Raw genomic sequence first — 23,974 nt, 5'->3', positions numbered from 1 at the left:
ATGATACTGAGCATATTAGTTGTTGGAAGTCTAAATATGGATACTACATTATCTGTTGATCATCTCCCGCAACCTGGGGAAACAATACTAGCAGATATGTTAAAAACTAGTAGGGGAGGAAAAGGTCAGAATCAAGCAGTAGCAATGTCTAGGCTTGGCAGTACAGTTAGGATGATTGGAGCTGTAGGGAAGGATGAGAAAGGATGTGATATTTTAAAAGGATTGGAAAGCGAAGGAGTAGACGTAAATGGAATCATAATAACTGATTCACCTACGGGAATGGCATCAATATACTTGGATTCCAAAGGTAATAATAGTATTGTAGTTTATCCCGGAGCTAATTTCGCGATAAGACCTAATGATATCAAGAGAAATTTAGAGATGTTTGAAAATATAAGATACTGTGTAATGCAGCTTGAAACACCTCTCGAGGTTGTTTATAAAACTCTAGAGATTTGCAAAGAAAAAAATATTATTACAGTTTTAAATCCGGCACCTGCAAACATTGATTTCGATGATAAGTACTTAAATTTGATTGATTATCTAATTCCAAATGAGACAGAATTATCACTTTTAACGGGGGAAGAATTAAGTGAATCAAATATGAGTTTGTTAGCAAGTAAATTACTCCAAAAAGGTTGTAAAAATGTATTGATAACACTTGGGAAAGAAGGGTCATTATTAGTAAATGGTTCAGTAGAAATAAAGGTTGAAAGCGAAGAAGTAGAAGCTATAGACACTACTGCAGCAGGAGATTCTTATATTGGTGGATTAGTATCCAGTCTAGCTAATGGATACAGAATAGAAGAAGCTATGAAGTTTGCAACTAAAGTGGCAGCAATAACTGTAACTAGAGAAGGAGCAATAGATTCATTGCCATTTAAAAATGAAGTTAAATAAGATTAGTGAGTTATTATATTAAAACGTTTTAATAGGAGGGTAAAATGAAAAGAAGAAGTATATTAGCAATATCAATAATTATGGTTTTAGTTATGTTGTTCAGTGCATGTACTGGGAACAATAACAATGGAAAAAAAGATGACAATGGTGCAGATTCGTCAGATAAAAAAACACCTAGCTTTGTTTTTGTAGTAACCGATCAACTTGGCGATAAGTCATTTAACGATTCAGCTGCTGAAGGAACAAAAAGAATTGCTGAAGAGCTTGGATATAAAACGAAAATTATGGAAATAGGTAGAGATCAAACTAAATGGGAACCTACCATTCTAGATTTATCAGAAAGTGGAGAGTATACAGCAATATTTTTAAATGGTTCTGGAACTCAAGAAATTGTAGAGGAGTTAGCCGGACGATATCCAAATCAGAAGTATGTTTTGTTTGATGCCTCTATAGAGGAAGGATCATTTGACAATGTATATGCTATTGCATACAAACAAAATGAAGGCTCATATTTAGGAGGAGTGCTTGCTGCATTAGTCACTACTTCTGATATGGAATATGCGAATCCGGATAAAAAAATAGGTTTTATAGGTGGGGATAGTGGACCAATTATAAGTGATTTTTTAGTTGGATATATTGAAGGGGCAAAATCTGTAGTGCCTGACATAAAGGTATATGTTTCTTATGTTGGTAGTTGGGTTGATACAGCAAAAGCTAAAGAGTTAGCAAATGCTCAGTTTAATCAAGGGGTCGACATTATATTTCCTGCTGCTATGACCGCTGGTCTAGGAGTTGTAGAAGCTGCAGCTGAACAAAACAAATATATAATTGGAGTAGACTCTGATCAAGCAACATTATTAGGTGAAACTGATGAAAAGAAAGCCAATGTAATTTTAACCTCAGTTATCAAAGAAGTTGGGGAATCCTTATTTAGATATGCTGAAAAAGTTGGTAAAGGTGAAGATAAATATGGAACTACTGAAGTATTAGGTGTTAAAGAAAAGTCTACAGGTATAGTTGTAAATAATTATTATGAAAAAAATGTACCTCAAGAAATTAGAGACAAAGTATCTGAAGCAAGTGATGATATTATTAATGGAAAGATAAAGGTTTCAACAGCTTTGGGAGTAGAACAGAGTGAAGTAGACAAAATAGTTAACTCAGTAAAACCATAATACCAAGTAACCATTATTATGGAGGTATATATGACAAATATTTTAGAAATGACAGGAATTTCAAAAATATACTCAAATGGTGTATATGCTAATAAAAATATAAGTTTAATAATCGAAAAAGGCGAGATTCATGCTTTAATGGGAGAAAATGGAGCAGGCAAGAGTACATTAATGAAAATTCTTTTTGGGTTAGAATTACCTGATGAAGGAAAAATTATATTCAAAGATAAAGAAGTTGTCATTAATGGGCCTGCTCAGGCCATTAATTTAGGAATTGGAATGGTTAATCAGCATTTTATGTTGGTTGATGATTTGACTGTGTTTGAAAATGTAATTTTGGGTATGGAACCGAAATCAGGAGTTTTTATAGACCAAGAGTCGGCAATAGAATTGGTTAACAAATATGCTAAACAATTTAATCTTGGAGTGAATCCTTTAGATACTGTTGGAGATTTATCTGTAAGTCAAAAGCAAAAGGTAGAGATATTAAAAGTTCTTACAAGAGGATCAGAATTAGTTATTCTTGACGAGCCAACTGCAGTACTAACACCACAAGAAACTGAGGAGCTATTTCAACAATTAAAGTTATTAAAGGAAAATGGTTATACTATAATATTTATTACTCATAAAATTCAAGAAGTTATGAAGATATGTGATAGAATTACTGTTTTAAGAAAAGGAAGAGAAATTGGAACAATAGAAGTTGAAGGTGCTACTCCTGAAAGTATTTCAAAAATGATGGTAGGGCGTGATGTCTTCTTGAATATAGATAAGAAATCCAAGGAATTTGGTGATGTTACTATGAATTTGGAAGATGTGAGCGTATATGATGAGCAAGGAGCTAAAGTTGTAGATTCAGTTTCGTTTAGTATTAGAGATAATGAAATACTTGGAATAGCCGGTGTTGAAGGAAATGGACAATCAGAGTTGGCAGATACTATATTTGGTTTAATTAAAGCTAATAATGGCAGTATAAAATTGGGACAGACTGAAATTCAAAACTTATCGATAAAGGAAAGAAGAGGTCTAGGACTTGGATATATACCTGAAGATAGGATAAAAACTGGTTCTGCAGCATCTCAATCAATTTGGGAGAATTTAATAGCTGATAAAATCAAGAAAAAGATTTATAAAAAATCTTCATTTTTAGATTTTGAGAAAATTAGAAAAGATTCTGATGCTTTGATAGATAAGTATAATATTACATCATTAAATCAAGATCAAGAATTTCGCATGCTTTCAGGTGGAAATATGCAAAAAGTAGTAGTTGCAAGAGAATTATCTTCTGATCCTAAAATACTAATTGCAAACCAACCAACTCGTGGTATAGATGTTGGAGCACAGGAATTTATTTGGAATGAACTAATAGATTTCCGAGATAAAGGAAAGTCTGTGCTTCTAATATCCGCAGACTTAAATGAATTATTAGCATTGAGTGATACTGTTTTAGTAATGCTTAAAGGGAAAATTGTAGCCATACTTGATAATTCGATTAGGTTGAGTGAAGAAGAATTAGGACTTTATATGTTAGGAGTAAAGAAACAGCATTTGGAGAGTGATATGTATGAAGAGTAAAGTTAAACATATGGAATTAATGAGAATGTTGTTTGCCATCGGAATATCACTGAGTATTGTATTTTTGATAATATTAGTGGTTAGTGATAATCCTAGTGTTGCAATTAGCAGTTTTATATTGGGTCCTCTTTCATCTGTTAGACGATTAGGAAACATCATAGAACTGATGATACCATTAATGTTTTCCGGATTATCGATAATATTTTTATTTAAGACAGGACTATTTAACTTGTCTGCAGAAGGTGCTATATTTTCTGGAGCAGTAATTGCTGCGATGCTAGGTATTACGTTAAAAACTCCACCAATAATATCTATTTTAATATCATTTTTATTGGCTGGGATTATTGGTGCGATAATTACGGTTATACCTGGATTCTTGAAGGTGAAATTTAATGCAAATGAAATAGTTACTTCTTTAATGTTAAATTTTGTTTGTTTAAATATTGGGTTGTTTTTCATTCATGAATTTTTTCTAGATCCAAATGTGAATTCGCCGTATACGTATAAATTTCAAAATGGTGTTTCTTTACCGAAAATAATATCTGGGACGAGAATTCACTTCGGACTTATTATTGCGATTCTAGCAATTCTCTTAGCGTGGATTGTCCTTAAAAAAACACCATTCGGTATAAGTACAAATCTTGTTGGATCAAATAAAAAAATGTCGGAATATGTAGGTATTAATAGTTCGAAGATTATATTAGCTACACAATTAATAGGAGGATTTATCGCCGGACTAGGCGGTTCTGTTGAGTTGTTCGGAATGTATAATAGATTCCAGTTTGGAGGGCTTACAGGGTATGGATGGGATGGGATTCCCATAGCTATTATTGCTGTTAATAATCCTAAAAACGTACCTTTTGCTGCTTTATTCTTTGCCTATTTAAAAATAGGAGCTGACATTATGGCGAGACAAAGCGATATCCCATTTGAGATAGTTCAAATTATTCAAGCTATAATGATAATATTTATTTCTGCACAAGCATTACTAAGTGGTTATAGAAAGAGAGTAATGATGCAAGAGATTCAGAGGATGGAAAAGGAGGTATAGGTTATGGAAAAAATTTTTAATATACTACTTAGTACGGATTATATTTTCACCGCCATAAGAGTAACAACTCCTATACTTTTTGCTTCGTTTGCTTGCTTAATGTTCTATAAAGGTGGTGTTGATGCAATTGGAACAGAAGGTTTGATGCTTATGTCATCTCTAATTGGAGTTATTGGTGCGCATTATACGAAAAGTTTTATTGGAGGAATTCTAGCCGGGATGCTTTGTGGAGCATTCTTCAGCGCGTTATATGTGTTTTTAACAAACAAAATGAAAGCCAATGATATCCTTGCAGGGATATCTGTAAATACATTTGCAAGTGGATCTACTGTATTTCTGTTGTATCTTTTAGCAGGAGAAAAAGGTTCTTCACAAAATTTACCTAGTCCAACTGTGCCGATTATAAATATTCCGTTGATAAAGGACATACCATTAATAGGTGAAATACTATCAGGTCATAGCTTGTTAACATATATTGGATTATTAATGGTCTTGTTGACTTATGTGTTTCTATACAAGACGCCTTTGGGGTTGCGAATAAGGGCAGTTGGAAAGAATCCCGGTGCAGCCAGTTCAGTAGGAATAAATGTTATTAAAACAAAGTACATCTCAGCTTGTATAGCCGGTTCTATAGCTGGGCTTGGTGGCGTATTTATGTCCATGTCATATATTTCAAACTTTACAAGAGACATGGTAGCAGGTAGAGGTTTTATCGGGATGGCAGCAGAAGGAATGGGGAGAGGCAATCCACTAGGGGTTTTACTGTCTTCTCTTTTGTTTGGTGCCGTTGACTCTTTCGCCATTAGATTACAGGGGATGAATTTACCAGCCAGATTAGTCCAAGCGATACCTTATATTATGACAATAATAGTTATAACTATATACTCATATATTGATATGAAAAACAAGAAAATAAAGGAGATCAAATAAATGACAAAAAAGTCAGAATTATTCAAGGATAAAACAGCTCGTCAAATTGCAATAGAAATGATTAACTCCTCAAAGCCTAGATTGCAGAGTGAAGAAGAAGCAGAATGGGTTCAAGGATATGTAAATCTAGGAGATGTTGAAATTAACCATTTAAGACAAAGGTGGTTTGCAGAAGTACCTGGATCTATGGCGCCTGATCATGTTCTTATAGGTGCTATTCAAGCTACTGAAAATAAAGGATATAATGTAGATGAGGCGGAGAAACTTATAGTACCAACACAAATTGCATATGAAACAAATGATAATGCTACTTTTTTAAAGAATTATGCTTTAATCTTTAAATTACTTTCAGAAGCACCAAAAAACTTAAAGTCTGACTATTGGAATTACACTCAATATCATGACTTTGAGCAATATAAAGAAAATGTAGAATTTCCTGCACCACAATTAATTGAAATGAGCAAAGACCGTCTGATTTCAAAGCTTCATGCTGCATGGAGTGCACAAATTGCCGGGGGAGCAATTGGAACTATGTTAGAAGGTTATACGACAGATAACATTAGGGAAAGATTTGGTGAGGTCACTGAATACTTGAGACAACCATCTACACATAATGACGATATTTTGTTTGAACTAGCATTTATAGATGCTGCAATTAAGAAAGGTAAAAATTTAACTGCCGATGATATAGCACTAGAATGGATTGCTAATATTGCATATACTTGGTCAGCTGAAGAAATTGCAATGCTGAATTTAAAAAGGGGGATATTTCCTCCGGAAAGTGCAAGACTGAATAACCCATGGAATGAATGGATTGGAGCGCAAATGAGAGGGGCTGTATGCGGACTAGTAGCTCCCGGTAATCCTGAATATGCAGCATATTTGGCATGGATGGATGGTTCAATATCACACATTAATAATGGTATTATTGGGGAAGTATTCAATGCGATACTGGTCTCTTTATCATGGACAGATACAAGTATAAGAAGTATCCTCAAGAAATCAATCGATTTATTGCCAACAGACAGTGAATACTACTCAGTGGTTAAGTTTGCTTATGATAAATGCCTTGAATACAATGAATGGGAGCCTGCATGGAGAGAATGTGAAGAAAAATATCGTAGATATAACTGGATACACGCATACCCAAATGCGGCAGCTGAAGTTATAGCATTATATTATGCAGAAGAAGACTTCAATAAATGCATGAATATAATTTCAATGTGTGGACAGGATGTAGATTGTAATGCTGGTCAGATTGGTACTCTGTATGGAGTTATACATGGATTTGAAGGCATAGACGAAAAGTGGTTGAATCCATTTAATGATGAGTTTGTAAGCCTATATAGAGGATATGAAAAGACAACAATTTCATATATTACTGAAAACACATACCAGGCTTATATATCACTAAATGGTAAAAACTAGATTTTTGTATATATAAAACAAATACCAAAAACTGTTCTTAGCTAATTTCTTAGTTTTAGGGCAGTTTTTTTATTTGTTATAAGTTTGAATTCATTTTCTTTCAATCGTTACGTTATTTAAAATTGAATCTTCTTATTATCATTACGAACGCTTTACACGATAATTATAAAGATCTGTCACAAAATCATTATACATACGTTTTATTAATAGAGTAGATAATAGTATCTGCTTTTTTTATGAACAGAAGCAGATTGACTCTAAAGTTGATGATTGCCATTAATTGATTCCAGTTCTTTATGAATGGGTAAAAAAATAAATGAAGGATCTGCTAATACAAATGGCAAAAGACGGCTAACAATACTCTTAATATATGTATTAAAAGCAAAAAAGGAGAAGAATATGAGTAATAAAAAAGGTTTCAAACTCTTGGCATTTATTATTGCCGGAGCGATGTTGTTTGCAGCTTGTACACCGATGCAAGACCAAGAAAAACCGAAAACCGATGAGAGTCAGGAAGAACCTAAGACAGATGAAAACCAAGAGAAGCCAAAAACTGAAACACCTGATATAGAAGATAAGAATAAAGAAAAAACAGACGAAAACAAACCTGATATCGGGGATGGTGAATTTACTCCGGAAGCTTCTGAGGCTCTGGTTAAGCCAGATGAAATCAAAGGTGAGGATGATCCATATCCATATGAATTAACCAAGGCGATTAACGAATTTTCATCTAAATCTGTATCCAAACTACTAAAAGATTCTGAAGAAAATGAGATATACTCACCTATATCATTATATTATGCACTCTCTATGATTAGAGAGATGACAGATGGTGAGACGTTAGAAAAAATAAATGAGTTTCTAAATGTTAAAGATTTTGATTTAGCGGATTCGCTTAAAAAATTCACACGTACAGAAAAAATGAACGATGGACTATTTGTGAACAATTCTTATTGGATAGACAATAAATACAAAGAAAATGCAAATCCGGAGTATTTGAATCTATTGAAAGAGAAGTTTTATGCCTATGCATTTGCTACTGATTTTACGAGTGATGGAGCATATAGTGACATAGATAATTGGGCATTAAAAACTACGAATAATATGATTGAATACGATTCAAAAGAAATGTTTGGCGGAGATGATGTAGTTTCAGTATTACTCAATGCCGTTTACTTTGAATCCAAGTGGCAAGAGAAGTTTGAAGAAGAAAACAACTTTAAAGAAAAATTCCACAATTTAGACGGTAGTGAATCCGAAACGGAATTTATGACCCAAATACAGGACAAGGGAATTTTCTTTAAAGGTGATGAATACGACTCGGCTTTAATGCGAATGGAAAATGGAAGTGTTTACTTCATATTACCGAAGGGTGAGACAACTCCAAAGAAACTTTTGGAAGATGAAAACTTTATTTCGGATTATCTAAAGATTGAGTTTATTGCAGGGAAACTTACTATTAATCTGCCTAAACTGGAGGTTGAAAGTGGTTTTAAAAATCTCATGGAAGACTTGGAATTGACGGATATCCTTGGAGCCAATGCCGATTACTCGAAAGCTTTTAAAAACGATGAGCAAGCATTTTCGATAGGGAAGGTTTTACAAAAAGCCAAGGTTATAATGAACGAAGAAGGTGCTAAAGCAGCAGCTGTAAGTGGAGGTGTAGGCGTTACTTCAGCACCGGACTCAGAAGAAGAGTTGGTACTGAATCTAGATAGACCATTTATTTATCTGATTACCTCAGATAGAGGAGATGTGCTATTTGCAGGAGTAATTAATAAGATGTAATTGTTCATACTATAAAAGCGGGATCTTTAATGGTCTCGCTTTTATTTTGCAAGATAAGATTTAGAATGTGCTTATTATTTCGTTTTAAAATTAGGATTATAGCCAAGTTTAAATTGCTTCTGATAGGGAATCGATATAATGGGTATATAAATATCGTAGAAACATAATAAAAGGGAGATGATTGAATGAAAAAAGTATTGTTTTACGGAATGACGGGTGAAAAAATGTGCTTTAATCATATACTCTTAAATGCACTGGACATGAATGAGTCGGGGATGGAAGCTAAGATTATCTTTGAAGGAGCTTCTGTAAAGCTGATTCCGGTTTTTGAAAGTGAAAACAATCCAATCTACAACAAAGCAAAAAATGCAGGACTTATCGCTGGTTTTTGCGTAGCATGCTCAAAGGTAATGGAAGTCTATGAGGATTGTGTTAAAGCAGGAATTCCCGAACTATCTGATATGAACGGACATGCGGGAATGAAAAAGTACATACAGGAAGACTACGAAGTAGTTAGTATGTAGAGAGGCTCAAAGCCTCTTTTTCATTTCTTTTAAATGAGGGTAGTTTTAAGGAATTCATAGAGGGTGTATAATAAATGAATATAGAAGCTAATAGAGATATCAGTAATGAAATTGTTAGATAAAAAAGTAACAAGACTATAATACATAATTAATAAATGTAGAAACAATAGAATAATTAAAATATGGAAACCGATAAGATACTAGGGGAAAGTGGATAAAAATACGAAAAGTCAATTAAGTCAGGCCTGACCCCGTTTGCGAAGTTGTTTTGAAAATAAGTGGTTGTATCATAATCAAGTATTGTTTAATCACAAATATCTATATAAATAGGAGGCGTTTTATGAGTAAGAATTTATATTTAGTATTTCTAGGTATATATATTTTAATCATTTTCGTTAATTATAATAGTTTAAATAATCCAAAACCATATCCACCTAAGAAAATTAGAGAAGAATTTAAAAGAGGAAGAGAAAGATTCTCTTCTTATAAGTATAGAGGTTTGTCTCATTATGCTCTTCCAAGACTTGTTAAAAGTGAATCTAATTGGACCAATGGAAATATCTATTGGAATAAATCCGGTATTAAGTTAGGAATTATAGGAATAATTATTACGTTGATTACAATGATATTAGGAGAAGTTTTTAATCTATATAACTATTTTACTGGTATTTTTATTATTTTAATACCTTCAATTTTAGGAATGATACTTATTTGTTATAGAATGGAAAAAAATATTTTAAAGGATTAAAACTAGTCGATAAAGTCTACTAATGGTGTAAATCAGTTATTATAAAGGAAAATCAAGATCAAGAATTTCAAGTTATTCTTATTTGGAAGGTGGATGTTGAAAGTGACAGAAGTCAAATTTTATGATGCAATTGATGATAGTTTATTGAAATTTGCTGTTATCATAGCAAAAAAAAACAATCAATGGGTTTTTTGCAAACACAAAGAACGAAACACGTATGAAATTCCCGGTGGACACCGAGAAAGTGGAGAGCAAATAATAGACACGGCAAAACGAGAATTATATGAAGAAACGGGTGCTATTGAATATAGCATAAAGCCAGTTTGTGTCTACTCAGTTACTTCTGCAAATAATTTCAATGGGCAAGAAACATATGGGATGCTTTATACTGCAGATATTATTGAGTTTGAGGAAGAACTACGCAGTGAAATTGAAAAAATAATCATAACTACCAATCTTGTAGAAAATTGGACATATCCATTGATTCAGCCAAAATTGATAGAAGAGGCTAAACGGAGAAAGATAATATAATTTGGCAATAATAAAAAATGGAGTGAAAATATCGTTAAAACACTAATATCTGTGGAAGAAGTTAAAAAGGCATTGAAAATTATTATATTGGAAACCTGTCGAAAGATGAAATCATAGAATTTGTTTTATTAACCCCAAATATGGATAGAGAAGTTGCAATTAAAATAGTTGAACAATATCCTACATTCGCAAAATCATAAGAATCGATGATCGCTCACTAAATGGGATGTGTGATATTGCATTGGAGAGCAATGAAAAGTAGTATAATTCTAATATTAAAACTGGAAGGTAAGTGAAATGAAGGATAAATTCAAAAAATATATTGATAGATTATATAAACTACCGATTCTCTACTCGCTGGGAATTAGCATAATCCTGATGCTATTATTTGCAACATATATTTTTATAGCCGATGGAAGTGGAACGATTAAAGAGATGCCTCAGGGGATATTTTTTGGAGCTCTAATTTTGGGGTTTTTTGTATATCCGGGAATTCTTACTTTGCTGAATATAGTCTTTTTATTTATGAGAACTAACGATAAAAGGATAAAGCTGGCGGGGAAAAAGATAGATGTAGTAACTATAATACTTGGAACTGTGTTTACCGGCCTATACATGAGTTTAATGGATATTAGATTTGTACCTTGGGACACAGTGCTCAAAAATAATGAAAAGCATTTTATGCTATCCATAGAATATTTGCCTGGATTTATAATTCCGGTGGTCATGGCTTTGGGAGCTTATATTTACCTTAGAATCAAGTCCATAAAAGAGACACCTCCACTTTTTGCTGTGATTTGTATTTCAAGTCTTTACTTGGGAATCGGAATATGTGTAATGTGGATACTTCAAGTTTTTGGAACCGTTACATCCGATCCATTACTTGCACTTGCGCCATTTAATTTTGTTTTAATCTTAATTAAAGTGATCAAAGAGGTTATTATTGAATGGAATGACCAAGAAAAAATGGAAGAGCCATTGGATAAATCTGAAGTGGAAGTGATGGAGAATCCAAATACATGGAAGGGAAAAGTTAATGCATTACTAAAAAATTCTTTAAACTGGCCTCTGATTGCTTTTATTTTTACACTGCCATTACTGGGAATCGTAATTATGATTTCAATAATAATCGGACAAAGACCGGACAGTTTTTATAGAGTTTGGACCGAGACAGCAGATTGGAATTTATCTCAAAAAATAGCACCACCTAATGAAATGTTCGATCAACATTATCTATGCACTGTCGCAGTTGCCGGTCATCCTAGACTAGTCAAACCACTTAGGCCGGGCACAAGAGGTGGGGAGACAATACTTGTGAATCGACAATTGTGTATTGCCAATGCCTTTGAACAATTATTGGAAGAAAAGCTGCCAAAGTTTCATAAAGCTATAAGGGATTTTTACGATAAATACGGCTATCCTATATCAAGACATATTAATTCACCTTGGAGAGCCGATACTGTTTATCTTTTGATGAAACCTTTAGAATGGTTGTTTTTAGTAGTTCTTTATCTATTTGATATCGAACCTGAGCGCAGGATATCAAGGCAATACGCCTATAAACCTGTACGATAATTTGGTATGGATGAAGCTATATGATGTTTTTTTAGGTTTACTAAAATTACACTTCAAAGCTTTTATCTCTAATCACATTAAAGTGCTTGCATATTATTTTAATATATGGTAAAATTCTCATAATTCAATATTAAAATACTTTGAAGGAGCTATGATATTATTGGAGAGTTTCAGAGAGTCGGCATTTGGTGTGAGTCGATACCGAAAATAATCATCAGTCTAATTCCGGAGTTGGTTTTACGAAGGCTTTGAGTTTAACCCGGTCGCCCCGTAATCGGCTGTGAACTTGTTAGAGTTCGAGAGTGATTCAATTTCGTGAGAATTGAATAATAAGGGTGGTACCGCGATAATTTCGTCCCTGAGCATTTTGCTCTAGGGATTTTTTTATTACAAAAATGGAGGGTTTATGATGGAAAGAGTGTACATAAGTGATGTGACAATTAAAGAGGCAAGTATTTCGAGAGATTTTAGCCTTAGTTTCAAGGAGAAAATTGAGCTTTCAAAACTACTGGATAAACTGGATGTTTCCGTTATTGAACTGGATGAATTAAGGAATAAGAAAGTAGATAGCTTGCTCGTAAAATCAATTGCTTCAGCTGTTAGAAACAGTGTAGTGGCAGTTCCCGTGGATTTAGTTGGAGAGAAGATAGATTCGACTTGGGAGGTTCTTAAAGGAGCGAGATTTCCTAGACTGCAAGTACCTGCACCGGTTAGCATAGTTCAGATGGAGTATTTAACACAAATGAAACCGGAAGAGATTTTAGAGTGCATAGAAAATTCTGTAAAAAAATGCCGCAGCTATTGCAATGAAGTTGAATTTATTGCAGACGATGCGAGCAGGAGTGATCTTGCATTTTTAAAGCAGGCAATCGAGACGGCTATAGATGCAGGGGCTAATATCATTACCATATGTGATACTGCAGGAACGATGCTTCCTGATGAGTTTGAAGTATTTATTAATAAGATTAAAAAAGTGGTTACTGGAATTGGTGGGGTAAGAATAGGAGTTGCATGCGCCAACGAGATTGCGATGGCTGACTCTTCCGCAATTGCAGCTATCAAAGCCGGAGTTAGAGAGATAAAAGCGTCCACGTATAATGTGAACAGTATTTCTCTTGAAAATGTTGCAAAAGTTATTTCGAGCAAGGGGCATGTTCTTGGGGTAGTTTCAGATATAAGATACACTGAAATAAATAGAGTTTTAAATCAGATTAAATGGATTTGTGAGACTAATAGAAGCGTTCATTCTCCATTTGATATGGGAGTACAAGATCATGGAGAAGAGTCGTTTATTCTAAGTGCTCATGACAGTCAATCTGCGGTAGCCAAAGTTGCCAAGACCATGGGTTATGAACTGTCTGAAGATGATGAAGTGAAAGTATATGAGGCATTTCAAAGGATTGCGAATAAAAAAGGAACAGTAGGTAGAAAGGAACTGGATTCGATAGTTGCATCTGTTGCGATGCAGGTTCCTCCGACTTATACAGTGCACTCTTATGTAATCAATACTGGAAATATCATTACTGCAATGGCTCATTTGAAATTAACTAAAGGTGAAGAAGTGCTGGAAGGTATCAGTATTGGAGATGGTCCTATAGATGCAGCATTTTTGGCCATAGAAAATATTATCGGTACTCATTATGAGCTTGATGATTTTCAAATTCAGGCAGTTACACAAGGCAGGGAGGCCATGGGTGAAACAGTAGTTAAACTCAGGTCGAATGGTAGGGTTTATTCCGGACACGGGATATCTACCGATATTGTAGGTGCAAGCATTAGAGCTTATATAAATGCTTTGAATAAAATAGCTTATGAGGAGTTGGAAGCATGAATTTAAGTTTTTCTACAAGAGGATGGGATTTGAGCTTTGAACAATTCGTTCAAACTGCTCTTGATATGAAGTTTAATGGGATCGAGATCCATAATATAAACGAAAGGCCAGAGCTTTTAGATAAAAGCGGTCCTTTCAATGAAATAAATACCGCTGCAACAGTTAGAAAACTATATGAAGTCGGATTAAAGATAGCCTGCTTTGACAGCTCCTTTGATTTATCTGATGGAAGTGAAGATACTTTTGAGGATATTGTAAAACTGATTAAGATTGCATCTAACAGTAGGGTGCCGTATATAAGCGTACTGGCTAGGAATTCTGATGAAGAGACGGTTCATAGAACCTTAAGCAGACTGACGCCAATAGCCAGAGAAAACAAGGTTATGATACTAATTAAAACCAAGGGGATTTATGCAGATACATTTAAACTTAGAGACTTGCTAAATACTTTTGCTTCAGATGAAATAGCTGTTCTTTGGGATATGCATCATCCGTTCCGATATGCGGGAGAATCTGCATCTGATACGATTAAAAACCTTGGAGCATATGTGAAGCATGTCCATATAAAAGACTCTGATGACAAGGACAATTACAATATTATAGGCGAAGGTTCCCTTCCAATTAGAGAGATGATGGAAGCCATAACTTCAATAAATTATGACGGATTTATATCGATTGAATGGGAACCTGAGTGGATGCCGGATTTGCAAGATATGGAAGTCATCTTTCCACATTATGTAAACTATATGCATCGATTCAGCAGTCCGAGAATCAGAAAGAAAGAGTTATACTATAATTATAATCACGAGGGTCAATATATTTGGGAAAAAGATGTATTGATTGAAGAGACTTTTTCTGAAGTGCTTGACCGAGTAGTAGATGAGTTTCCGGATCAGTATGCAGTTAAATACACAACTCTGGATTATACGAGGACTTATAGTGAGTTCAGGGATGATGTCGATACTTTTGCAAGGTCTCTAATCGCTATGGGAGTACAACCGGGCAGTAAAGTTGCCGCTTGGGCTACAAATGTCCCGGAGTGGTTTATAGCTTTTTGGGCTACTACAAAAATAGGAGCAGTGTTGGTAACGGTAAACACTGCGTACAAGATAAGAGAAGCGGAATACCTTCTTAGACAATCGGATACCCATACACTTATTATGATAGAATCCTGTTTGGATTCCAATTATAAGGAAATAATGATGGAACTTTGTCCGGAACTGAAAGGTACGACCAAGGGTAGAAGACTGCATTCCAAGAAACTTCCGTTCTTGAGAAATATCATAACAGTTGGGTTTGAAATGCCGGGATGTTTAGAGTTCAGAGAAGCTATGAATAAAGCTACAGAAGTACCAGTTGAAGAGGTGCATAGGAGAGCGGCAGCAGTTAAGCCTGATGATGTATGTAATATGCAGTATACTTCCGGGACTACAGGTTTTCCTAAAGGGGTAATGCTTACTCATTACAATATAATAAATAATGGAAAGTCTATAGGCGACAGGATGGATTTGTCGACAGCAGACAGGCTTATGATTCAAGTTCCGATGTTCCATTGTTTCGGGATGGTGCTTGCAATGACTGCAGCCATGACTCATGGAGCTACAATATGTCCACTGCCGTATTTCTCTGCAAAAGCCTCACTTGCTTGTATCAATTTGGAGAGAATCACAGTTTTCCATGGAGTCCCGACTATGTTTATAGCGATGTTCAACCATGAGGACTATGCAAAGACAGATTTTTCGAATGTACGTACGGGGATAATGGCAGGAGCCGGCTGTCCGGCTGACCTTATGAGAAAGGTTGCGCAACCGGATGGTATGAATATGAGAGGAATCGTAAGTGTCTATGGACAGACGGAATCTTCGCCGGGATCTACCATGTCTAATTGGGACGATCCACTGGATGCAAGGGTAGAAACGGTAGGTCATCCGCTACCTCATGTGGAATGCAAGATTATAGATCCTGAAACCGGAGAAGAGGTAGGGCCGGGAGTCAATGGCGAGTTTTGTTCAAGAGGATATAATACGATGAAGGGATACTATAAAATGCCGGAGGAAACACATGATGCAGTGGATTCTGAAGGATGGCTTCATTCGGGAGATCTGGCATGTATGAATGAGGAAGGAAACTTTAATATTACAGGCAGATTAAAAGATATGATAATAAGAGGTGGAGAAAATATCTACCCTAAGGAGATAGAGGAATTCATTTATACACATCCTAAGATAAAGGATGTTCAAGTCATAGGAGTGCCGAACAAAAAATACGGTGAAGAAATCATGGCCTGCGTCATACTAAAAGACGGTGAAGAGATGAATGAGAGAGAAATGAAGGAATATATCAAAGGCAATATGTCCAGGCATAAAGTACCGAAACATGTGGTATTCTTAAAGTCATTCCCTATGAATGCAGCTGGTAAGATTATGAAGTACAAGATGAGAGAAAATGCCGAAGCATATTTAAACGGAGAGTTAGGAGATTAGAGATGGTGAGAAAAACAGTAACTATGGATGGGAACGAAGCAGCAGCGGAAATAGCGTATAGATTTACGGAAGTTGCTGCGATTTACCCGATCACACCTTCATCCCCGATGGCGGGGCATACAGACAGCTGGTCTGCAAGAGGAAGGAAAAACTTATTTGGTCAAGAAGTGAGCTTGGTTGAGATGCAGTCTGAAGCCGGAGCAATTGCAACCGTACATGGTGCACTGCAAACGGGAGCTCTTGCAACGACATATACTTCGAGCCAAGGACTACTACTAATGATTCCTGTAATGCACAGGATATCAGGGGAGAGACTACCCGGAGTCATCCATATTGCGTCCAGAACTGTAGGTACTCATGCCTTGAGTATTTTCGGGGATCACTCGGATGTCATGAATTGTAAACAGACCGGATATGCAATGCTATCAAGCGGCTCGGTACAAGAAGCTGCTGATATGGCGGCAATCGCACATCTATCCAGTTTAAGCGGACGGATTCCCTTTATGCATTTTTTTGATGGATTTAGGACATCTCATGAGCTTGCAAAAATTGAATTGATGGAAGATTCTGAACTTAGGGAAATGTTGGACTGGGAAGCACTCGAAGAATTTAGAAATTCAAGCTTAAATCCTGAAAGACCAAAGATTAGAGCGACAGTTCAAAATCCTGATATCTATTTTCAAATCAGAGAGGCGAATAATGCCTTTTACGATGATTTACCGGATATAGTTCAGTCCTATATGGACAGGATTTTTAAAATTACCGGTAGAGAATATAAATTGTTTAACTATTATGGAAGTGAGGATGCTGAATATATACTTATAGCCATGGGGTCAGCTTCCGGAGCCATAGAAGAGGCGGTCGATTATCTCAATAATCTTGGACAAAAGGTGGGATTTGTTCAGGTACATCTATTTAGACCTTTTTCTGCAAAACATCTTATAGATGCCATACCTAAGACCGTAAAGAGAATTGCGGTACTGGACAGATACAAAGAGATGGGAGCAGGAGGAGAATCCCTTTACAGTGATGTATGTACAGCTTTTAACAATCTTGAAAAAGACATGTATATAATCGGGGGCAGATACGGTCTTAGCTCAAAAGACACTGACCCCGGACAGATAATCGCGGCTTATAAAAATCTTATGGAGGATAATCCCAAAAGAGACTTTACAATTGGAATAATTGACGATGTAAGCAATAAATCACTGGAATCAGTTGAGCTTAAAGCTGCACTGGATCCAGATATGGTAAGTTGTAAGTTTTGGGGGCTTGGCGGTGATGGAACGGTCGGAGCAAATAAAAATACCGTTCAAATAATAAACGAGACCACGGATTTATATGCACAAGCTTATTTTGAATTTGATGCAAAGAAATCCTATGGAGTCACAAAGTCACATCTTAAATTCAGTAAGAATAAAATCAGAGGATCATACTATGTAAAGAGTGCCGACTTTGTCGCTTGTCATAATCAATCCTATATAGGACAATACGATATTGTCGATGATGTAAAGGATGGTGGAACTCTTCTATTTAATACCGGCATGAGTCCTGAAGAATTGAAATCAAAACTCTCCGAAGAGGAAAAAAGAAGGATTATAGATAAAGAAATTTCTGTTTATTCCATCAATGCGGTTGAGATAGCGGAAAAGCTTGGTCTTGGCGGGTTTATAAATACTGTCCTACAAGCTGCTTTCTTTGCTCTAATGGAGATAATTCCCATAGAGCTTGCAACCAAAGAGATAAAAGATGCAATTAAAAAGACCTATTTCAGCAAGGGAGATGAAGTTGTTAATAAAAACTGTGCTGCTGTAGATGCAGGAATTTCTGAAATTGTAAAGATAGAATTTTCTGAAAATGATATTAAAAATATAGAAGCAAGTGAGTCACCAAGCCACAACCCCGAGATAGTAGATAAAATGCTCATACCTTTAAATAGACAAAAAGGAGACGATATGCCTGTTAGTGCATTTAAAGGCTATGAGGATGGAAGGTTCGAAATGGGTTTAACCGCTTATGAAAAACGTGGTATTGCAACTCATATACCTAAATGGATACCGGAGAATTGCATCCAGTGTAATAGATGCTCTATGGTATGTCCTCATGCAGCAATAAGACCGTATTTATTAGACGATGAAGAAAGTTCCAATGCACCAGCTTCTATTGAATATATTCCGGCGGTAGGGTCCAGCGCAAAGGGGCTTAATTATACATTACAAGTATCAGCATATGATTGTACGGGATGCGGCTCTTGTGCACATTCATGTCCTGCAAAAGAAAAAGCACTTGAAATGGTTCCGGCCGACTTGAATGAAGAGAAGTTAATTCCTTGGAACTATGTTCAAACTGTTAAGAATAAAGGGGATTTATTTAATCCATATAGTATCAAGGGTTCACAGTTTAGGCAGCCTCTATTGGAATTCTCGGCAGCATGTGCCGGATGTGGGGAGACTCCATATGCAAAATTATTAACTCAGTTATTTGGAGACAGAATTTACTGGGCGAATGCAACGGGATGCAGTCAAGCTTGGGGATCGGCGATGCCCGGAATTCCATATACTACAAATGAAAGAGGACATGGACCTGCATGGTCTAACTCGCTCTTTGAAAACAATGCCGAGTTCAGTTTAGGAATGCTCTTATCAGTAGGAAAACAGAGAGAGGCACAGAAGATTAGAGTTGAAAAACTCACAGAGAGTACAGAGGATTTAGAACTAAAAGCAGCAGGAGGTGCTTGGATTGAAGCTTATGAAGATTTTGACAATTCGAGAAGACTAAGCGACGAATTAATACATGCACTCGAAAAGAACGGTTCAGAAGACGCACTGAATATTTTAAAATACAAAGATCAATTAGCAAAGAAAAGCTTTTGGATGTTTGGTGGAGACGGATGGGCTTACGATATAGGCTTTGGAGGACTTGATCATGTAGTGGCAAGCGGTGTAGATATCAATGTTCTAATCGTGGACACTGAAGTCTATTCTAATACCGGTGGTCAGAGTTCAAAAGCCACTCCAATCGGAGCCGTTGCTCAATTTGCGTCCTCCGGTAAGGAAAGTCCTAAGAAGGATCTTGCGGCAATGCTTATGACTTATGGCAATGCATACATTGCGCAAGTTTCCATGGGAGCAGATTACAATCAATTACTAAAAGCTATGAAAGAAGCTGTGAATTACAAAGGACCCTCTGTCATTATCGCATATGCTCCATGTATTGCTCATGGACTTAGACTAGGTATGGACAAAGTCCAAACTGAAATGAAAAGAGCGGTGGACTCCGGCTACTGGATTCTTTACAGATATAATCCTGAAGAGGAGAAACCACTTAAGATAGACTCAAAAGAACCGACCTTGGACTTCGAAGAGTTCCTAAGCGGAGAAACCAGATACGCTTCACTAAGACGTACCTTCCCCGAAAACGCCGAAGAACTATTTAGAAAGGGAAGAGAATGCGCAGTAAAAAGATATAAGAAATACAAATCAATGGAAGAAAACCAGTAAAAAAGAGCCGGCGACGGCTCTTTAACTGTTAGCAAAGTAAATTACAATACTTGAAATTAATCACTTACCACTGTTAATATTGAGCTCTTTGAGAGCCTCCATCTGACGAGGTGGGTCGCGAAAACGACTCTGAGCGACAGAAAACTTAGGTAGCAATTACTTTTACTTAAAGGTAGAGGAGCTGCCTCTAGCTCCATTTTTGCCTCTACCTTTTCATGGTATAATTGTGAACTCTTTGAGAGCCTCCCTCTGACGAGGGAGGTGGATTTGTGAAACAAATTCGGAGGGAGAGAAAAGCCTAGGCTGCAATTACCTTAGCCACATTGAAATACCTCCGGTTAAAAATGTATATAATTAAATTAGTCATGGAAACAAACGTGGAAGTGATGGCACTTCTTCTACCTCTTTCATGGTCTTAATTGAGGAGTTATGTAGTGGTGTAGAATTCGTAGTGAGTTTAAAATATAAAAGTTGAATTTTCCAAATGCTTCTTTGTATATCTCTCCCTCAGTCAAGCCAGTTGACAGCTCCGTCGTCAAATGGAGCCTTTAAAAGAAAAAAGCGACATTTCTATGTCGCTACTATGTTCTATTTTTTGAAACAAATAAATATAACTGATTAAATTAATATGATATAATAAAATGTAGGATTGCTCGAACTAGGATATTCAGAATTTGAAGCATTAAAGATATTATAGTAGGGAATAATCAATCAGTATAGTATTTGTTGGAAATATGTGTGGATTTTATCTATCCATCCTGAGTTATAGGATTGTTTTAACGACAGAAGAGGTATGAATATGAATTATATAAATGTAGTTAATATGGAGTTTGCGGATGCTTATGTCCAGATGTTTGACCTTATAGATGATTGCATCCTAGTTGTAGATATGGACAAAAGGATTCTCCTATTTAATGAAGCATCTGAAATACTTGATGGTGTAAAACGTGAGGACGTGATTGGCAAGACAATTGATCATGTCTATGTTTCTGAGAGATACAATAGTGCTACGATGGAATGTTTAAAAAGTGGTCGAGCTGTAGAAAATATGGTCCAAAATTATACGACAATTTTCGGCAAGAATGTTCTTACCATATCCTCATCCTATCCTTTAATACAAGAAGATCATATGGTTGGAGTTATCACTATTACTAAAGATATTTCCAAGTTTTATAAGATTATGGATGTCTTTCACAGACATGAACCTAAAGCGATTGAAGAGATAAAAGAAAAACCGGTATTCCATTTCGAAGATTTGATAGGAAATGATGAAAATTTTTTAAATGCAATTAACAATGCAAAAACTGCAGCAGAAACCAAATCAAATGTATTGATATACGGTGAAACAGGAACAGGCAAAGAATTATTTGCTCAAAGTATACATAATGCAAGTGGAGCAAAGGGGAGGTTTGTACCAATTAATTGTGCTGCAATCCCCGATAATTTACTTGAATCTCTTTTATTCGGAACATCAAAAGGGGCTTTTACAGGGGCTGAGAATACGACGGGTCTATTTGAGGAAGCAAAGGATGGGACTTTGTTTTTGGATGAATTAAACTCGATGAGTTTAGATTTACAAGCGAAGATTTTAAGAGCAGTAGAAACCGGAAAAATCAGAAGAGTCGGTGAAACAAAAGAAGAAAAGATTACATTTAGAATACTTTCAGCTTTGAATATCCATCCTATGGAAGCGATTGAAAAAAACCTCTTAAGGAGAGATTTATACTATAGATTGGGAGTTGTTTCAGTAATCATCCCTCCACTTAGAGAAAGAAGAGAAGATATACTGGTATTATTGGACAACTTTATTAATGTTCATAATGAAAAATACCACAAAAAGATTCCAGGATTTGAGAACGAGGTTATAGAGGTTTTTAAAGCCTATAATTGGCCGGGTAATGTAAGGGAGTTAGAACATGCCGTAGAACATAGCTGCATAATGGCCAACGATAATAGAATGATCAGATATAGCGATTTACCTCATTTTTTAACAGAAAAGGTCTCAGATGGAGTCAATAGTATACTCTCTAAGAGTGAAATTAAAGTTCCTGATACGATTAAAATAGATGATTATTTAGGTGATATAGAAAGAAAAATAATTATAGAAAAATTGAACTCCAATAACGGAAATGTTGCAAAGACTGCTAAGGAATTGGGTTTAAGTAGGCAAACTTTGACTTATAGAATAAGAAAACTGAATATTTAAAACCTGAATGTAATAAAATCTGGCATTCAGGTTTTTTTATCTATACTCTTTTGTTATTCTAATAGTTCTGCAGTTTTTACATTGTTTTCTTTTGCGTTTATATATAGAGATATACTAATTAACAGTATACCGGATATAATTACTGCGAGAAAAGAGGAGAACCATAAATTAATATGCATAAATTGATTGAAAATTGTATATGCAATCGGTCCCACTATTGCTGCTGCAAGAGCTCCTTGTTTTTTAGCTTTACTCCATAGAATCACCGCAATTAACGGTACGGCAATACAGGCTCCAATACCACTTAATCCTAAGTAGAAAAATACCGACAAGAACTTAGGTGTCCTAACAACGGTAAGTATGAAGCAAACACCTGATACAGCAAATATTGCGAGTCTAGTCAGGTTTACAACGGTTTTATCGCTTGCTTTTGGATTAATCGTCTTAAGGTAGATGTCATTTGCAATGGCTTGTGCGATTACAAGTATCATTGATTGAGTCGTAGACATCATTGCTCCAAAGATACCAATCATCATAAAAGCTGCAAAAAAGGTAGGTAGATAGTCTATTGCAAGCTGAGATGTGATATAGTCACCTTCTATGTTAGGATAGATAATTCGTCCTGCAAGACCGGATAAATACAATGTATTATATACTATTGTCAATATCAAGGTAGTTATTAGGAAAATACCAATGGTTTTTGGTTTTGTATCCTTTATGCTCATGAACCTCGAACATAGATATGGCTGAGCGACAAACATTATTAACCAGTAAGCAAAGACTCCGATGACACCCTCTATTGGAAACATCGCTCCGGGTGCTCTTTCCTGAACTATATTGAGCATGCTGGGATTTATTTCTGCTAAACTCGCTTCAATTCCATTAAAACCACCTACAACTTTTAATGACAACCACACGAGAGCTATCGCTATAAAAAACATCGGAACACCTTGTATAACAGATGTCCAAATTGCTGATCTTAAACCACCTGTTGCACAGTATATCGCAATTAATCCTGTGAAGATAAGTACTCCCCAAACGAATGGGATATTTGTAAATTGTTCTAGTAGTATTGCTGCTCCTTTAAACTGAGCAACTAATGGGAAAATATAGAAAATACTTATAAACAAAGCTATGATAACCCTCAAAGCGTCTGAATCATAGGACTGTCCTAAATATTGTGGAATTGTTAGTGAGCCTAATTCTTCTGAGTGTTTTCTAAGTTTTTTCATTAGTAGTATTGCCGGGAAGATCATTCCAGGGATTATTGATATTACAATCCAGTAGTATGGCCATCCAATTTGACTCATCATACCCGGTTCACCCATAAAAGCAGCTGCTGAAACCGATCCGGTAACATAAGAAAATGCTAATAATATCGGACCTGTTCCTCTACCACCAAGGTAATACTCCTCATCCAGATTTCCATCGCCTTCTAAATTAACTTTTCCAGATCGAATAGCTAAAACACCCATAATAAGTAGAAAGCTTACAAACATAATAATTGACCAAATTCTCAAGTCCATTAACTATCACCTTCCTCTTCGGGCTTTCGCATATAGATAAGAATTGCCACTAATGAAATAATGGTAGTAAGTGCCTGTAAGCCCATCATAATAACCCAAGTCTTCATACCTTACCTCCTAATAAGGAAAAGCCGGATAGTGTTTTTAATCGATATTCATTATCCACAGTTTATTCTTTTGAAGAGAGATCCTTCATATACCTA

General features: G+C 35.7%; 16 protein-coding genes and 1 other annotated feature. Of the genes, 15 read left to right on the top strand and 1 reads right to left on the bottom strand.

Annotation, left to right across the window (positions count from 1 at the left end; genetic code table 11):
• The 15 genes from rbsK to VZL98_10195 all read left to right on the top strand — a co-directional run bounded on the left by rbsK (nucleotide 1) and on the right by VZL98_10195 (nucleotide 22,245).
• Nucleotides 1–900, top strand: a complete 900-nt coding sequence (gene rbsK, locus VZL98_10265; protein ID WVH63071.1) for a ribokinase — start codon at nucleotides 1–3, stop codon at nucleotides 898–900.
• A 44-nt stretch (nucleotides 901–944) separates the two neighbouring features.
• A complete protein-coding gene (locus VZL98_10260) occupies nucleotides 945–2,075 on the top strand; it encodes a BMP family ABC transporter substrate-binding protein (protein ID WVH63070.1) in 1,131 nt (376 codons plus the stop codon).
• A gap of 30 nt (nucleotides 2,076–2,105) precedes the next feature.
• Nucleotides 2,106–3,650 carry an ABC transporter ATP-binding protein gene (locus VZL98_10255; protein WVH63069.1) on the top strand — a complete coding sequence of 515 codons (1,545 nt, stop codon included), beginning with the start codon at nucleotides 2,106–2,108 and terminating at the stop codon, nucleotides 3,648–3,650.
• Nucleotides 3,640–4,701 (top strand): ABC transporter permease, encoded by a 1,062-nt coding sequence (locus tag VZL98_10250; protein ID WVH63068.1) that lies wholly within the window; start codon nucleotides 3,640–3,642, stop codon nucleotides 4,699–4,701. The genes VZL98_10255 and VZL98_10250 overlap by 11 nt, the downstream gene beginning before the upstream one ends.
• 3 nt (nucleotides 4,702–4,704) lie before the next feature.
• On the top strand, nucleotides 4,705–5,631 hold the full coding sequence (locus tag VZL98_10245; protein ID WVH63067.1) for an ABC transporter permease: 927 nt from the start codon (nucleotides 4,705–4,707) through the stop codon (nucleotides 5,629–5,631).
• Nucleotides 5,632–7,059, top strand: a complete 1,428-nt coding sequence (locus VZL98_10240; protein WVH63066.1) for an ADP-ribosylglycohydrolase family protein — start codon at nucleotides 5,632–5,634, stop codon at nucleotides 7,057–7,059.
• A 399-nt stretch (nucleotides 7,060–7,458) separates the two neighbouring features.
• Nucleotides 7,459–8,847: a serpin family protein gene (locus VZL98_10235; GenBank protein ID WVH63065.1), complete on the top strand. Its 1,389-nt coding sequence runs from the start codon at nucleotides 7,459–7,461 to the stop codon at nucleotides 8,845–8,847.
• A 185-nt stretch (nucleotides 8,848–9,032) separates the two neighbouring features.
• A complete protein-coding gene (locus tag VZL98_10230; protein ID WVH63064.1) occupies nucleotides 9,033–9,371 on the top strand; it encodes a hypothetical protein in 339 nt (112 codons plus the stop codon).
• A gap of 340 nt (nucleotides 9,372–9,711) precedes the next feature.
• Nucleotides 9,712–10,119 (top strand): hypothetical protein, encoded by a 408-nt coding sequence (locus tag VZL98_10225; protein WVH63063.1) that lies wholly within the window; start codon nucleotides 9,712–9,714, stop codon nucleotides 10,117–10,119.
• Nucleotides 10,120–10,221: 102 nt separating this feature from the next.
• On the top strand, nucleotides 10,222–10,650 hold the full coding sequence (locus VZL98_10220; protein ID WVH63062.1) for an NUDIX domain-containing protein: 429 nt from the start codon (nucleotides 10,222–10,224) through the stop codon (nucleotides 10,648–10,650).
• A gap of 297 nt (nucleotides 10,651–10,947) precedes the next feature.
• Nucleotides 10,948–12,225 carry a DUF6688 family protein gene (locus VZL98_10215; GenBank protein WVH63061.1) on the top strand — a complete coding sequence of 426 codons (1,278 nt, stop codon included), beginning with the start codon at nucleotides 10,948–10,950 and terminating at the stop codon, nucleotides 12,223–12,225.
• 131 nt (nucleotides 12,226–12,356) lie between these two features.
• Nucleotides 12,357–12,588: a binding site (T-box leader), on the top strand.
• Between the two features lie 46 nt (nucleotides 12,589–12,634).
• A complete protein-coding gene (locus VZL98_10210) occupies nucleotides 12,635–14,056 on the top strand; it encodes an alpha-isopropylmalate synthase regulatory domain-containing protein (protein WVH63060.1) in 1,422 nt (473 codons plus the stop codon).
• Nucleotides 14,053–16,539, top strand: coding sequence for an AMP-binding protein (locus VZL98_10205; protein WVH63059.1), 2,487 nt, complete (start codon nucleotides 14,053–14,055; stop codon nucleotides 16,537–16,539). The genes VZL98_10210 and VZL98_10205 overlap by 4 nt, the downstream gene beginning before the upstream one ends.
• Before the next feature lie 2 nt (nucleotides 16,540–16,541).
• Complete coding sequence (gene nifJ, locus VZL98_10200; GenBank protein ID WVH63058.1) at nucleotides 16,542–20,039, top strand: pyruvate:ferredoxin (flavodoxin) oxidoreductase; 3,498 nt, start codon at nucleotides 16,542–16,544, stop codon at nucleotides 20,037–20,039.
• A gap of 799 nt (nucleotides 20,040–20,838) precedes the next feature.
• Entirely contained in the window at nucleotides 20,839–22,245 is a 1,407-nt protein-coding gene (locus VZL98_10195) for a sigma 54-interacting transcriptional regulator (protein WVH63057.1), read from the top strand.
• Nucleotides 22,246–22,298: 53 nt separating this feature from the next.
• On the opposite strand, the gene VZL98_10190 is transcribed toward VZL98_10195, so the two are convergent.
• On the bottom strand, nucleotides 22,299–23,771 hold the full coding sequence (locus VZL98_10190) for a hypothetical protein (GenBank protein WVH63056.1): 1,473 nt from the start codon (nucleotides 23,769–23,771) through the stop codon (nucleotides 22,299–22,301).
• Between the last annotated feature and the right edge of the window lie 203 nt (nucleotides 23,772–23,974).

It is taken from the genome of Peptoniphilaceae bacterium AMB_02 (genome assembly GCA_036321625.1).
Lineage (GTDB): Bacteria > Bacillota > Clostridia > Tissierellales > Peptoniphilaceae > Microaceticoccus > Microaceticoccus formicicus.
The sequence above is the reverse complement of the archived record's forward strand: the minus strand, read 5'-3'. Positions and strand labels throughout refer to the sequence as shown.